11 protein-coding genes and 1 tRNA gene are annotated in these 14,381 nt (G+C 65.8%); 2 read left to right on the top strand and 10 right to left on the bottom strand.

What is annotated here, in order from left to right; translation table 11 throughout:
* The first annotated feature begins 25 nt into the window (after window positions 1–25).
* Entirely contained in the window at window positions 26–484 is a 459-nt protein-coding gene (locus WC815_15200) for a DUF697 domain-containing protein (GenBank protein ID MFA5910127.1), read from the top strand.
* A gap of 13 nt (window positions 485–497) precedes the next feature.
* Here WC815_15200 and WC815_15205 read toward each other — a convergent pair whose 3' ends face one another.
* The 3 genes from WC815_15205 to WC815_15215 form a co-directional block, all read right to left on the bottom strand.
* Window positions 498–2,204, bottom strand: coding sequence for a PQQ-binding-like beta-propeller repeat protein (locus tag WC815_15205; protein MFA5910128.1), 1,707 nt, complete (start codon window positions 2,202–2,204; stop codon window positions 498–500).
* Between the two features lie 82 nt (window positions 2,205–2,286).
* On the bottom strand, window positions 2,287–5,247 hold the full coding sequence (locus tag WC815_15210) for a carboxypeptidase regulatory-like domain-containing protein (protein ID MFA5910129.1): 2,961 nt from the start codon (window positions 5,245–5,247) through the stop codon (window positions 2,287–2,289).
* Window positions 5,248–5,301: 54 nt separating this feature from the next.
* Window positions 5,302–5,988, bottom strand: a complete 687-nt coding sequence (locus WC815_15215; GenBank protein ID MFA5910130.1) for a GntR family transcriptional regulator — start codon at window positions 5,986–5,988, stop codon at window positions 5,302–5,304.
* A gap of 197 nt (window positions 5,989–6,185) precedes the next feature.
* On the opposite strand from WC815_15215, the gene WC815_15220 reads away from it, so the two are divergent.
* A complete protein-coding gene (locus WC815_15220; protein ID MFA5910131.1) occupies window positions 6,186–7,343 on the top strand; it encodes an ATP-binding protein in 1,158 nt (385 codons plus the stop codon).
* Between the two features lie 33 nt (window positions 7,344–7,376).
* On the opposite strand, the gene WC815_15225 is transcribed toward WC815_15220, so the two are convergent.
* The 7 genes from WC815_15225 to WC815_15255 all read right to left on the bottom strand — a co-directional run bounded on the left by WC815_15225 (window position 7,377) and on the right by WC815_15255 (window position 14,177).
* On the bottom strand, window positions 7,377–7,778 hold the full coding sequence (locus tag WC815_15225) for a ribonuclease HI family protein (GenBank protein ID MFA5910132.1): 402 nt from the start codon (window positions 7,776–7,778) through the stop codon (window positions 7,377–7,379).
* Window positions 7,775–8,518, bottom strand: coding sequence for a C4-type zinc ribbon domain-containing protein (locus tag WC815_15230; GenBank protein MFA5910133.1), 744 nt, complete (start codon window positions 8,516–8,518; stop codon window positions 7,775–7,777). Before WC815_15230 ends, WC815_15225 begins: the two co-directional genes overlap by 4 nt.
* A 15-nt stretch (window positions 8,519–8,533) precedes the next feature.
* Window positions 8,534–8,607, bottom strand: a tRNA-Ile gene (locus WC815_15235).
* 4 nt (window positions 8,608–8,611) lie between these two features.
* Window positions 8,612–10,318, bottom strand: a complete 1,707-nt coding sequence (gene rpoD, locus WC815_15240; protein ID MFA5910134.1) for an RNA polymerase sigma factor RpoD — start codon at window positions 10,316–10,318, stop codon at window positions 8,612–8,614.
* Between the two features lie 78 nt (window positions 10,319–10,396).
* Window positions 10,397–12,178, bottom strand: a complete 1,782-nt coding sequence (gene dnaG / locus WC815_15245) for a DNA primase (GenBank protein MFA5910135.1) — start codon at window positions 12,176–12,178, stop codon at window positions 10,397–10,399.
* 76 nt (window positions 12,179–12,254) lie between these two features.
* Complete coding sequence (locus WC815_15250; protein ID MFA5910136.1) at window positions 12,255–13,511, bottom strand: glycosyltransferase family 87 protein; 1,257 nt, start codon at window positions 13,509–13,511, stop codon at window positions 12,255–12,257.
* Window positions 13,512–13,553: 42 nt separating this feature from the next.
* Window positions 13,554–14,177, bottom strand: coding sequence for a response regulator transcription factor (locus WC815_15255; protein ID MFA5910137.1), 624 nt, complete (start codon window positions 14,175–14,177; stop codon window positions 13,554–13,556).
* Window positions 14,178–14,381: the final 204 nt, after the last annotated feature.

Genomic DNA, 14,381 nt, shown 5'->3' on the forward strand with positions numbered 1-14,381 from the left:
TGTAATCTAGGCCGAGGACGCTCCCATGTCGCGCGCCACCGACGCCAAGTCGATTCTCAACAAATATGCACTCGCCTCCGGCGGCGCTGGCCTGATCACGGCGCCGTTCCTGGGCATGGCCGCGCTGACGGGCCTGCATTTCGCCCTCATCAAGGAACTGTCGGCGCTCTACGGCGTGGAATTCTCGAAGGAGAGTTCGCGCGGCATCCTGCTCGCCCTCGGCGCGGCGTTTCTCCCCGGATGGATGGGATACGGCCTGCAGCGGACGATTCTCCAGAGGTTGCCGGCCATGACCTCGCTGGTCGGCTGGGTCGCGATGGCGGGGTTTTCAGCCGCGGTGACCTACGGCCTCGGCAAGACCCTGATCGAACATTTCGAATCCGGCGGAACGCTGGCGGACTTCGACGTCAAGCGCTTGCACGACGCGGTGCGCCACGCCTTCGGAACCACCCATCCGTCCACCCCGAAGAGCCTGGCCTCGTAGGCGCGTTCGGGTTTCAGCGCTTCCCGATGGCAAACAGCGTGGACATGGCGCGGATGTACATCACGCCTTCCGACAGTGCCGGCGTCGCCATCAGCGACTCGCCCATCGAGTTGGTGCCAATCAGCTTGAAGGCCGGTCCCGCTTCCACCAGCAGCATCTCCCCGTCCTCGTTCGAGAGGTAGATCTTCCCATCCGCCGCGACCGGTGACGCGCTGTAGCCGCTGCCGACGAGCGGCAGCCGCTGGCGGTAGATCTCCTTGCCGGTCACCGGATCGTAGGTGTCGAACACGCCGTTGTTGGCGAGCACATAGAGGATGCCGCGATAGGCGAGCGGTGTCGGCATGTACGAGCCGCGGCCGGTCTTGCTCCATGCCACCTGGGCACTGTGGTCCTCGCCCTTCGGCAGGGTGAGGTCGCCGCGGGCGCCCGGCTTCACCGCGAACACGGGACGTTCCGGCGCGCGGCCACTGGCCACGATGTGCAGGCCGTCGCTGAAGATCGGTGTCGGCGCCGTGATCTTCGAGCTGCCACCGAGCTTCCAGAGTTCGCGGCCGGTCGTCGGGTCGTAACCGCGCACGAAGTTCGAGGCGTTGGTCACCAGTTCCGGACCGGCCGGCGTCGTCACCACGGTGGGCGTTCCCCACGACGGCAGCTCGTCGCGTTCCGTCTTCCACACCGTCTCGCCGGTCTCGGCGTTGAGTGCCAGCACGAACGAGTCCGCCTGCGTGTCGCACTGGATGATCACGAGGCCGTTCCAGATGATGGGCGAACTCGCCGGCCCCCACTCGTAGCTGGGAATGTCGTAGGCGCCCATGTTGACGCGGCCGATGTCCACCTTCCACCGCAGGTTCCCGGCCAGGTCGTAGGCATACACGCCTTGCGAACCAAACCACGCGACGACGATGCGGCCATCCGTGGCGGGCGAGGCGCTGGCATAGGTGGACTTTATGTGGCGCACGTTCAGAGGCTCGCCCTGAGCGGCCGTCCGTTCCCAGCGGATCTTGCCGGTCTTCTTGTCGACCGCGTAGAGCATCCACCGCTGCGGCGACCGATCCTCGGAGGCGTCGCCGTCACCGTAGAGGCCGGGCTTGAACGTCGCGTCCTTGCGGCTGCTGACGGCGCTGGTGACGAACACGAGATCGCCCCAGACGACAGGACTCGAGTGCGCGAGGCCGGGGATGGGCGCGCGCCACAACACGCCGTCCCCGGTGGCCGGGTTCCAGCGATCGGGCAGGTGCTGGCCCTCGGCAATGCCCGAGGCGACCGGCCCGCGGAACGACGGCCAGCTGCCGGTCGCTGGTGCCGGGCTGGGCAGGCGCGTCGCCGATCCCGCGGTCCGCACGATGCGGCGCTCGGCCTTTGGTGCCACCGTGCCGGGTGGCATCCAGACGTTGCGGTCAAGAATCATCCGGCGAGGCACGCAGTCGTCGGCGACAACGGCGAGGGTGAGGTTGGCGCCGTTCAACGCAAAGGTGTAGCGGCCGGGGCCCGTGCAGCCGTCGGGGCCGGCGGCCATCTGCAACGTGACCTCGTTCCCTGATGCGGTCCAGGTCCCGCCCATCGACGGCCAACCCGCGCCCGACAGGACAAAGGTGCCCGACGCATCGAACTGGAGCGTGAAATCTCTGAGGGCCAATGGACCGCCCGGCAGCGCGCGTTGTGCGGCCGGAGAAACGCCCAGGACGAGGAGGAGGGTAGTGACTGCCAGGAGGCGTGGCACGGCGCCATCCTAGCACCGCGAAAAAAACGCAGGGCGGGAAAGGAGACCCGCCCTGCGTACCAATCCGGCGAGGGGCCGGATGCTAGAACTCGAGCCGCGCGCCGATCTGCACTTTTCTCGGCGAGTAGCTGGTGCTGTAGGCCGTGAGCAGCAGGAAGTTCGTGGATGCCTGGTTGCCGTTCGGGTTCGCGAAGTTGGTGCGGTTGGTCAGGTTGAAGAGGTCCGCCGAGATCTCGAGGCGGCGGCGCCCCTGCACGCGGAAGCCGTAGCCGAGCCGCATGTCGAGGCCGAAGAAGCCCGGGCCATAGGCGCCGTTGCGCTCAGCCTTGTAGTTGCTGACGGTGTAGGCGTTGTTGCCATTCCCCTTGTACTCGGCCACTGGCAGCGGTTCGGTCAGCAGGCCGTTCAGGTCGGAATCGACGTTCTGGTTGACCAGGCTGAACGGCCGGCCGCTGATCGCGCGCGCCACCCAGCTGACGTTGAGGCCGCCGGTCCGCGGAATCAGCGCGGTGCCGCTCACCGTGAAGTTGTGCCGGTTGTCGAAGTCGGTCGGTCCCTCGTTCAGTTCGAGCCGCATGTCGTCGCGCAGCTGGAAGCCGCTCTGCGGCGCGCCGTTGCCCGAGGTGTTGCCGTTCGACTTCGCCAGCGTGTACGACACCTGCGCGCTGTAGTTGTTGCTGAAGCGCTTCTTCACCTGGAGCATCAACGCGTTGTAGTCGAGCTCGCCGGTGTTCTGGTACTGGATGACGTTGGTCGTGAACGGGGCAAAGCCGGGGTACTTAGTCGCCAGGTCCGCGACGGCGGCGACCAACTGCGTATTGGGCACGCGCGTCAAGGTGGACGCGGCGACGGTGGGGTTGGAGCGTACCTGCGGGTTGAGGACCTTTGCCATCAGCAGGTCGCGCCCGCGCGAGTAGACGTAGTCCACGCTCACGCTCAGTTCCTCGCGCAGCTGCCGTTCGTAGCCGATGCTGACTTCGTCGGTGTACGGCGTCCGGCGATCGGGGTTGTCCCAGGTGGCGCCGGTGTTCCGCAGCCGCTGGCCTCCCGGATACAGCTGGTTCAGCAGGGTGCGGTTCAGCACCGGCCCGTTGACCAGGAAGGGGTCGGTCGGCAACTGCCCGTTGCGCGGGCCGTTGTCGGCCGCCGCGGTCGGGAAGTTGACGAGGAACGAGCCGGTGAACGGCGTGCCGGTGTAGAGGCCGCCGATCACTTCGAAGTGCGTCTTGTCGAAGAAGCGCCCCACACCGATGCGGACCACGCTCTTGCCGCCGATGTCGTAGGTGAAGCCGAGGCGCGGCGCGATGTTGTTGGAGTCCACCGGGTGCTTGTCCGTCAGCGGGTCGTCGTCTTCGTCCGCGAACGGAATCAGCTCCACGTCGTAGCGGGCGCCGAGGTTCAGCGTCACGTTGTTGCCGAGCCGCCACTTGTCCTGCGCGAATCCCGAAATATAGTGTGCCTTCTGGTAGAACACGTTCGGGCCGCCGACGCGGATGGACAGGCGGTCGGGATAGGTCGACGGCACCGCGGGATTGAACGGCACGTTGCTGCGGCCAAACGAGAAGGTGCCGTTCAGGTTGCCCTGGTTGGTGTTATAGGCGGTGGAGTACGAGTACTGCGCGCCAAACTTCACGTCGTGATCCCCGCCCTTGCCGGGGATGAACCACGCCAGCGTCTCTTCGACCTGGATGCCGTCGTTGACGCGTGCCGACGAGGTGTTGTCCTGCTGGTCGATGTAGTCCTGGTAGCCCAGCGTCACCGGACACTTCGACAGGTCACGACCGTTGGTGTTGAAGCAGTTGTTGGCAAACGCCACGTTCTCACGGGTCCAGGTGACGCGGAAGGTGCTGACCTTGGTGTTCGACAGCACTACGTTGAGATTCCCCGACACGGTCTGGTCGACGTCCGACTCCTCGCGCGCCGCGGACGGGGCGGCGGCCTGTGTGCCGGTCGCGATAATCTGATTGACCTGCGGCGATTGCTCGCGGAGCCAACGCACGCTATAGGTCGCGCTGTTGTTGATCTGGTGGTCGCCGCGGATGATGGTGTTCCACACGCGGTCCTGCGTGAGCTGGGTGCCGTTGTACTCGGGCCGCGCCGGGATGTTGATCGCGTTCGGCCGATCGATCGAGAAACGTTCCAGACTGGCGAAGAAGTGGATCTTGTTCTTCACGATCGGCCCGCCGAACGTGCCGCCCCACCGCTCGTACTTCGTCTCCGGTTTGGGCAGGTTGTTCTGCTTCGCAAAGAAATGGTTGGTCGTCAGCTTGGTGTCCTGCAGGAACCCGAAGGCGACGCCGCGGAAGTCGTTGGTGCCGGCCTTGGTCACGGCGTTGACGACGGCGCCCGAGGTGCGGCCGTACTGCGCGTCGTACTGGCCGGTGATCACCTGGAACTCCTGGATCGCCTCGATCGGCGTGCGCGCCTGCGTGCCCGCGCGCTGCCCGATCACGTCGTCGTTGTTGTTGCCGCCGTCGAGCATGTAGTTGTTGTTGCGGGGGTCCTGGCCGTTGACCGAGATCGAGTCGCTGCCGAACGACTCGGTGCTGACCGACGGCACGATGCCGGGCAGCAGCCCGACGAAGCCGATGAAGTTGCCGTTCACGCTGGGCAGCTTCACGAGCGTGTCGCTGGTGATGTTGCCGCCCAGTTCTTTCGACGTCAGGTCGACGATCGGCGAGACGGCGGTGACGTTGACGGTCTCTTCGAGCCCGCCCACCGACATGGTGACGTCGATGCTGGTGGTCTTGCCGACTTCGAGGCGCAGATCCTGCCGGTCGAACTTCTTGAAGCCCTGCAGCTCCGCGGTGGCGCGGTAGGTGCCGGGCACGAGGCCGCTGGCGATGAACGAACCGTCGGCGCCGGATACCGTTTCGCGGTACATGCCGGTGGCCTGGTTGGTGACGGTCACGGTGACGCCGGGGAGGACCGCACCCTGCTCGTCGATGACGCGACCGCGCAGTTCAGAGGTGCCCTGCTGTGCCGACGCCGCCGTCGCGACCAGCACCATGGCGAACACCCAATTCCAAATCCGTAATTTCATTCTGACCTCCGGGAAAGCAAGCAACAACAACAACAACAGAGACACTCTTTCAAGCTACCGTACGCCGACGCCGAGAATCTCGCCGCGCAGCAGTGCGTTCTTCATGCGATCGCTGCCGCAGTCGAGGTGGTCTTCCATCAACGCCTTCGCGCCGGCAGGATCCCGCCTCGCGATGGCATCGACAATCTGCAGGTGTGCTTCGCTGGCGCCGCCCTGGAACTGGGCGGGCGCCACGCCGAGCGAGAGGAAGCGATCGATCTGGCCGAGGCACCGCTCGATCAGCTCGGCGGCGAGCGTGTTGCGCGCGACGCGGGCAATCGCCAGGTGGAAGCGGGCGTTCATGGCCTCGGCTTCGCGATAGTCGTCGGCGCCCGAAAGCCGCGCCAGGTCCCGCAACACGTTCACATCGTCCGGCGTCGCGAGCTCCGCCGCGCGCGCGGCGGCGGCACCTTCCAACAGCCGGCGGACATCAAAGGTGTCGTGGACGGCTTGCACCGTGACGCGGGCCACGAAGTAGCCGCGGCCCTGGACGCGATCGAGGTAGCCCTCCTGCCACAAGCGCGACAGGCCTTCGCGAATCGGGGTGCGCGACATGCCGTGGGCGGCGGCCAGGGCCGGCTCCGACAGGGGCGCGCCGGGCGGATAGCGGCCGTCGATCATGCCGGCCTTGATGCTCCGGTAGGCGCGCTCCACCTGGGAGGCGTTGTCAGCGGCGGTTGGCGCGGAGTCTTTGTCCACCATACCTGCGGAATCCAGTCAGTATACAGGCAGAAACAGGCCAATTTGGCCGAATCTGAGGATCGTTGTGCAATTTGCCCGGTTCGCGTGTCCATGGCGGGACTCGCGGCCCGTCGGTCTTGATCGTGTTGGTTCCCCTGCCGTGTGTCTATAATGAAACTTGAACACACGATATTCATTTTTCATGTTAAACTGGTTTCGTGTTCGGCCGCGAAGATCACCTCCTGAACGTCCGTCGCCAGCTTCGGCGTCAGCCCGTGGTCGGATTGCTCGGGCCGCGGCAGATCGGCAAGACCACGGTGGCGAGGGCCATTGCCGCCGCCAGCGGCAAGGCGATGACCTACTTCGACCTCGAGGACCCGGCTGACCTTCGCCGGCTGGACGACGAGGCCACCGCGCTCGCGGACCTGAAGGGGCTGGTCGTCATTGACGAGGTGCAGCGGCGACCCGAACTGTTCCCAGTGCTCCGGGTCCTGGCCGACCGGCCGCGGCGCCCGGCGTCATTTCTTGTCCTCGGCAGTGCCTCGCCGCACTTACTGAAGCAGAGTTCCGAGACGCTCGCCGGCCGCGTGACTTATCACGAGCTCGATGGCTTCGGTCTCGCCGACGTGGGCGCCGCATCCTGGCGGAAGCTCTGGCTGCGCGGCGGCTATCCCCGGAGCTACCTGGCTCGCAACGATGCCGAGAGCATGGCGTGGCGCGGCGACCTGCGACGCACCTACATTGAGCAGGACCTTCCTGCCCTGGGCCCCGGCTACCCGGCCAGGACCATCGAGCGCGTCTGGGAGATGCTCGCGCACTATCACGGCCAGATCTGGAACGGATCCGAGATCGCCCGCTCATTCGGCGTGTCGCACCCGACCAGCCGTCGCTACCTGGATCTGCTCGTCGACACCTTCATGGTGCGCCTGTTGCCGCCATGGAGCGAGAACGCCGGCAAGCGGGTCGTGAAATCCCCCAAGCTGTATTTCCGCGACGTCGGCCTCCTGCACCATCTGCTCGGCATCCAGCGCGCGGACGACCTGGTGCGGCACCCCAAGGTGGGCGCCTCCTTCGAGGGATTTGCCATCGACGCGGTGATCCGTCGTCTTGGCGCGGATCGTCGCGAGTGCCATTTCTGGGCCACGCACCAAGGGGCTGAACTGGACCTGCTCGTGGTCCGCGGCGGCACGCGGTTGGGCTTTGAGATCAAGCACACCGTGGCGCCGGAGGTGACCAAGTCCATGAGGATTGCGCTCACCGACCTTGGCCTCGATCGGCTCGATGTCATTCATGTCGGCAAGGACACCTACCCGCTGACGGAACGGATTCGGGCGGTGGCCTTCGATCGCCTGCACCAGGACGTGCGCCCCCTTTGACAGGGTACGGACCTTCGCGCGGTCGAGAGGCGGCTAGCGGGTATTGCCGTCCATGCCGACGTTCGACAGCCGGTCGGCGTCCTTGTTCATCTCGCGCGGCACGTGGGAAAAGCTGACGTTGCCGATCTGCATGACCAGCATCTTCGCGCGCAAATAGAGCGGCTTGAGGCCTTCGTTCTTCACCCGGTAGTTGCCGCGCATCTGCTCGACCAGCAGCAGGGAATCACCCTTTACCGCGAGCGCCGTGACGTCGTGATCCGCAGCCCATTGCAGGGCGGCAATGAGACCGTGGTACTCGGCGACGTTGTTGGTGGCGGTGCCGAGGGCGCCGCTCAACTCGGCCAGCACGGTGCCGGCGTCGTCGACGATGTACGCGCCCCAGCCGGCGGGGCCAGGATTGCCCCGCGAGCCGCCGTCGAAGTAAGCAGTAATCAAGGTGCCGGAGGTGCCTCAGGTGCCTTGGGTACCTGAGGTGCGATGAAGTAGAGAATCCGGTTGCAGCTGTCGCACTGCACGATCTGATCGTTCTTCAACACGTTGACGAACACCGCGGGACGGAGGCGGACCTGGCACACCGTGCAGCGCTCGCCTTCGGCGCGGGCGACGGCGGTGCCGCGGACCTTGGCGATGCGGGCGAAGGTGTCAACCAGGCCCTTGTCGTTCAGCCCGCCGATCAGGCTGGCGCGGGCGGTGGCGCACTCGATCACCACGGCCTGCTGCACGATGACGTCCTGTTCGATGCCGCCGCGCTCGGTGCCCACCTTGGCCTGGGCAGCCTTCAGGGCGGCCTCGGCCTTCTTGATAGTGGCGTTGATCTCGTCGACCTCCATCATGTTGAGCAGGATCTTCTCTTCCTGTGCGCCAACCTCGGTCGCCGCGGCGTCGATCTGATGTTGCATCGCGCGGAACTCTTCGTTGGTCTTGACCTGCATCAACTGGTCTTTGTACTTGGCCTGTCGCTGCTGGACGGCGGCGAGGTCCTTGTCGATCAGGCTGCGGCGGGTCTTGCTGTCGGCGAGGGCGTGTTTGGCCGCCTCGAGGGCGGCGGTGGCGTCGTGCAGGAGGGCGTCGAGCGCAGCGATGCGGCCGGGTGCCTCCGCGATGGCCTTGGCGGCCACCGCGGCTTTGCTTTCGATCTCTTGCAGTCGGATCAGGCGTTCAAGATCGGGAAGCATTGGTCCTTAAAGAAGTGGGCCCACCTGGATTCGAACCAGGGACCAACCAGTTATGAGCCGGCCGCTCTAACCAACTGAGCTATGGGCCCTCGGTTACGAACGACCTTCGAGGAATGCCCGCAGTTTACGCGATCGCGACGGGTGGCGCAGCTTGCGCAGCGCCTTGGCCTCGATCTGGCGGATGCGCTCGCGGGTCACCGCGAAGTTCTGGCCGACTTCCTCGAGCGTGTGCTCGCTGCCGTCGCCCACGCCGAAGCGCATCTTGATGACCTTTTCCTCGCGCGGCGTCAGCGTCTTCAACACCGACTCGGTCTGTTCCTTCAGGTCGAGGTTGATCACCGCTTCCGACGGCGACACCGCCGAGCGGTCCTCGATGAAGTCGCCCAGGTGCGAATCTTCCTCTTCGCCGATCGGGGTCTCGAGCGAGATCGGCTCCTGCGCGATCTTGAGGACCTTGCGGACCTTCGAGACCGGGATGTCCATGCGCCGGGCGATCTCCTCGGAGGTGGGCTCGCGTCCCAGCTCCTGCACCAGCGCCCGCGAGGTGCGGATCAGCTTGTTGATGGTCTCGATCATGTGGACCGGGATGCGGATGGTCCGCGCCTGGTCGGCAATCGCGCGGGTGATGGCCTGGCGGATCCACCACGTCGCGTAGGTCGAGAACTTGTAGCCGCGGCGGTACTCGAACTTGTCCACCGCCTTCATCAGGCCGATGTTGCCTTCCTGGATCAGGTCGAGGAACTGCAGCCCGCGGTTGGTGTACTTCTTGGCGATCGAGACCACCAGGCGGAGGTTGGCCTCGACCAGCTCCTTCTTCGCCTGCTCGGCCTGCGCCTCGCCGCGCATGATCACTTCGAGCGTGTGGCGAAGGTGTTCGACGCTCTCCTCGAGGTCTTCGGTGCGGGTCTTGATCTCGCCCTTGAGATCGTTCATCCGCTTGGTCATCGCCTTGCGCTCGTCGTCCTTGAGCTTGGGCTTGCGGACCTTGAGCAGGAGCTCTTTCTTCAGCTTGTCGTGCTCGCGCTGCTGCTTCGAGACGCGCTCGACGATGTCCTTCACTTCCTCGACCAGGCGGCGCTTGACCGGCTCGGTGAACTCGATCTTGCGGATGCAACGCGAGGTCTCGACCTGGCCGCGCATCAGCTTCCAGCGCTGGCGGCGGTACTTCTTCTTGTCGGCCTTCGCGATGGCTTCGAGCTTCTCGTCGTGCTTCTCGACGGCCAGGCGCGCCTTGCGCACGGCGTCAACCTGCTTGAGGAACTGCTGCGCGCGCTCCTCGATGCGATCGTCGGTGATTTCCTCGTCGTTGAAGATCACCAGCTCGCGGATGGTGCGCTCGCCGGCCTTCAGCGCGTCGCCCATGCGGATCACCGCCTTGGTGATCGCCGGCATGCGCGAGATCGACTTGATCACCGAGAGCTTGCCGCGCTCGATGCGGCGCGCGATCTCGACTTCGCCCTCGCGCGTGAGCAGCGGCACGGTGCCCATCTCGCGCAGGTACATGCGGACCGGATCGTTGGTCTTGTCGAGCGAGCCGGGGGTCAGGTCCAGCTCCGGGCCCTCGCCTTCGGGGCCCTCGTGCCGGTCAATGCCTTCCCGCTCGAGCTTGTAACCCTTTTCCGAGTCCACCAGCTCGATGCCGGCGCTCGCAAACACCGCGAGCAGCTCCTCGAGGTCTTCGGGATTGGCCGTCAGATCCGCCGGCAGCAGATCGTTCACTTCGTCGTACAGGAGATAGCCCTTCTCCTTGCCGATGACGATCAGTTGCCGGACTTCATCGAACTTTTCTTCGAGCGCCAAGGCCATATTGCGTGCGACCCCCTGAAACCTATGTGTGGAGGCAATCCCGTAGGAATGTCCTCGAGAGTGCGGAGCCCTCTATTGTAGCTCCTTTGGCGGCTTCATCGCCTCCAGCAGACGGACCATTCGCTGCTTTTGCTCAAGCAGCGCCATCGATGCCGGGCCGCTATCCCCCATATTCTGCAAGCGGTTGAGCTCTCTTTGGACGTCCGCCAATTCCCGCTCGAGCCGGACGTACTTAATTGCCACCACGCACAGATCCGGAAGGATGGCCGGAGCGAAGGGCTCAGCCGCCACGGAGGCCAGCAATTCCGCCTCCTGAGTACTTAGACGCTCCATGAGCGCACCAGGCACATCCTCGGGCCGCACCGTGAGCTCCTGGGCCGTCCGCAGTATGTTCGCCGTGCTAAGTCCTTTCAAGTCTTCTGGTTCCAGCTGATTCAGCCACTTCAGCGTGCCCGCCGGGTCGTGCACCAGGCTCCAAATCAGGCCCTTTTCCGCTTTCCTGACGTTGCCCTGCAGGCTCGGCACCCGCTCGGCCGGCAGCTCGGTCTTCCTGGCCGCTGCCGCCTTCCTGATTTCGGCTCGAACCACGCTTTCCGTCACCCGGGCCTTGTGCGCGAGGCGATCCGCGAATTGATCGCGGACCGCGGGGTCCGGAATGCGTGCCGCCACGCCCAGCATCCTGGTCAGGAATTCACGCCGGTTGTCGTCGCGGGTCAGATCCTGGCCGGCCGCCGCCCGGTCGAGCAGGAATTCCAGGTACGGCCGCGAGTGCTTGAGCTGATCGCGGAACCCGTCCGCGCCGTGCTTCTGAATGAAGGTGTCGGGATCGCCGCCGCCCGGCAGCGTCATCACGTTCACGACGAAGCCTTCGCTGACCAGCAGTTCCGAGCTGCGCTCGGCCGCAGTCTGGCCGGCGCTGTCGGGGTCGTAGCACAGCACCGTCTTCGACGTGAAGCGATGCAGGATCTGCGCCTGCTGCGCCGTCAACGCGGTGCCGCACGTCGCCACCACCGGGAAGCCACCCGCCTGGTAGACCTGCGCGAAATCGAAATAGCCCTCGACGATGATCGCGTAGCGCACCTTGCGCAGATCGCCTTTCGTGAGGTTCAGGCCGTAGAGCGTGCGGCTCTTGGTGTAGATCGGCGTTTCGGGCGAGTTAAGGTACTTCGGTTGCTGATCCTTTTCCAGAGCCCGTCCCCCGAAGGCGATCACCGTGCCCGTGTCGCGCGCAATCGGGATCATCAGGCGGTTTCTGAACCGATCGCCCTCGCTGCCATCGTCCCGCCGGCTGACCAGGCCGCTGGTGACCAGTTGCAGCGGAGAGAAGCCCTGCTTCACGAGGCGCTGGCGCAGCGCGTCGCGGCCCTGCGGCGCGAAGCCAAGCTGCAGCTGGTCGATCGTCTCCTGCGTGAGGCCGCGATCCTTCAGCAGGTATTCGCGGATGCGGGCTCCCGCGGCCGACGCCAGCTGCTCGCGGAAGTGGGTCACCGCCACTTCGTGAATCTTGACGAGCGCTTCGCGTTCGGCGGCGGTCTCGCGTTGCTCGCCCGTCGCCTCCATCTCCGGGATCGGAATCCCGAAGCGCTGCGCCAGGGTGCGGACCGCCTCCTGGAAGCCAATCTTGTCCTGCAGTTCGATGAACTTGAAGACGTCCCCGCCGACGCCGCAGCCGAAGCAGTGGAAGAAGCCGCGGTCGCGGTTGACGTTGAACGACGGGGTCTTCTCGCCGTGGAACGGGCACAGGCCCTTGTAAGTGGCGCCGGCCTTGCGCAGCGAGACGGAGTCCGACACGACGGCCACAATGTCGGCTGCCGAGCGGACTTCGTCGATGAAACTCTGAGGGAACAGGGCCACGTGGTTTACAGCCGTCGGCGTCCTCGAACGGACAACCTCAGCTTAGCGCATGGCGCCGGCTCGGCCGACGGCGTTGTCAGGCGGCCGACCGCCAGAACTGGAGTGCGTGTGGTTGACGGAGCGCATTCAGGATGAGTCCCAGCACCAGGGCCAGCCGCAACGGGCTCAGGTAATACGACGCGATCCCCGCGGCGCTCTCCGGTCCGCTGAAAATCCGGATGGTACGGGGGACATCGAGCACGCTGAAGGTGATAAAGCCCACGATCACGACCATGCGGAGGCCATAGTGCCGCACGGGCTGTACCTCGGGCCACATCAGGAGCCAAATCGCCGGCCACGCCAGCACGCCGTGGTACAGCTGATTTGGCAGGAACAGCAGCGGCCACAGGAGGCAGGCCGCGGCAATGGTCGTACGTCCCGCGGAGTCGAACCGGCGCCGGGCCGCCAGGCCGATCAAGGTGAGGGTGATCAGGGCCAAGGCCGCGTAGACCACCGTGCCTCTCTCGTAGTGTTCCAGAAAGTCTTCGATGACAAACCGGATGCTGAGCAATCCCCGGACGCGATCCGGGCCGTCGTAAAGGGTGAACAGGCTCTGCGTGTAGAGGTTCAGCACACCGGCGAGCGATTGTTCCACCGAGGCGGCGAAGATTCCCCACATGGCCACGGTGATGCCGCCCGCCCACCACACCACGGCGCGGCGCTCGGTGAAGAAGATCGCCAACGCGAACCCAAGCGCGATGTGGGGCTTGTAGGCGCACATGGCGAGCGTCACCGCCGCGGCCACCGGCCGCCGCCTTGACCAATACAGCGCGAGCGCCCCCAGCAACACCGCCAGGGCGGCCGTCTGTCCGCGCCAGATTCCGCCGCGGGCCGATCCTCCCGACAGCAGCATCGCCACGAGTGCGGCCTGCTCGTACCACGCCAGCGTTACGCCGGCGCGGTCAGACAGCCAGCGCAGGAGCACGAAGCCCGCCGCCGCCATGGTGATGATGGCCAAGGGCACGAACAGCCACCGGACCGCATCGTCGCCAGGGAGGGCCAGCGGCCACAGCACGAAGAACGCGGTTGGTGGGTAGTCGACCTCGCCGAGGTAATGCGTGAAGGGGTCACCGCCGGCCAGCCAGTAGCGAAGCCATTCGCGAACCAGCCAGAGATCCGCCAGCGAGTTCTGCTGGAACGCGACCACGGCGGCCGCTGTCATGCTGATGAGGGCCAGGGGCGCCCAGACGAAGAGCGGCGTCATGGTCTCGGCGCCGGGCCTGATGAGAAACACGGCGTGCAGCCAGACCTGCCAGGCGCGACGGGGCATGTGACCTTGCTCGCGTGGCGCCATGGCGCCCGATTCTATCCTGCGAGTGTGACGGGTTGCCGCCGTTTAGAGGCGCCCGAGCTTGCGGACCGCTTCGGTACGCGTGTTGACGTGGAGCTTCTCGTAGATGCTCCGGATGTACTTGCGAACGGTGTTGATGGAGATGGCGAGCGTGTCGGCGATCTCCTTGTATTGCTGGCCTTCGCTGAGGGCGTCGAGCACGGCGCGCTCCCGGTCGGTGAGGGTGCCCACCTCCGGGGCGGCCTGGGTCTGTCGGAAGTACTGGACCACCTTGCGGGCGATGGCGCCCGACATCGGCGCGCCACCCTCGCAGACCTCGCGCAGGGCGCGCACGATCTCGTCGCGCGGCGCCCGCTTGAGCACGTAGCCGGCGGCGCCGGCCTTGAGCGATTCGAACACCCGGTCGCTGTCATCGAACGTCGTCAGCATGACGACATGCAGGCCGGGTGCAGCGTCCTTCAGGCGCCGCGTGCACTCGATGCCGGTCATGCCCGGCAGGTTGATGTCCATCAGCACCGCGGTGGGCGGCTGAGCCGGCAGGGCGGTGAGCGCGTCTTCGCCGCTCCCGTAGCTGCCAACGCAGGTCATGCCGTCAGCGTCGGCCACCAGCCGCGCGAATGCCGCCCTGAGTTCGGCGTCGTCTTCGACAATCCCTACCGTGATGCTCATTCGTTGTTCCACTATGTCTGCCCGGCCGCCGTATCGACAGTGCATGAACATGCACCCGCCTTCGCCAAGGCTACGGCGGGGCAAGCCCGCGCGCCACGGCTACGGCGGGGCAAGCCCGCGCGCCAAGGCTACGGCGGGGCAAGCCCGCGCGCCACGGGCTACGGCGGGGGCAAGCCCGCCTCCGCCAAGGCTTCCGCCTTCGCT

This window comes from Vicinamibacterales bacterium, assembly GCA_041659285.1.
Lineage (GTDB): Bacteria > Acidobacteriota > Vicinamibacteria > Vicinamibacterales > UBA2999 > 12-FULL-67-14b.

Excerpts from the sequence above, each read along its gene's own strand:
- WC815_15230 (MFA5910133.1), bottom strand. The coding sequence starts at position 8,518 with ATGCTTCCCGATCTTGAACGCCTGATCCGACTGCAAGAGATCGAAAGC.
- WC815_15250 (MFA5910136.1), bottom strand. The coding sequence starts at position 13,511 with ATGGCGCCACGCGAGCAAGGTCACATGCCCCGTCGCGCCTGGCAGGTC.
- WC815_15255 (MFA5910137.1), bottom strand. The coding sequence starts at position 14,177 with ATGAGCATCACGGTAGGGATTGTCGAAGACGACGCCGAACTCAGGGCG.
- WC815_15200 (MFA5910127.1), top strand. The coding sequence starts at position 26 with ATGTCGCGCGCCACCGACGCCAAGTCGATTCTCAACAAATATGCACTC.
- WC815_15210 (MFA5910129.1), bottom strand. The coding sequence starts at position 5,247 with ATGAAATTACGGATTTGGAATTGGGTGTTCGCCATGGTGCTGGTCGCG.
- WC815_15215 (MFA5910130.1), bottom strand. The coding sequence starts at position 5,988 with ATGGTGGACAAAGACTCCGCGCCAACCGCCGCTGACAACGCCTCCCAG.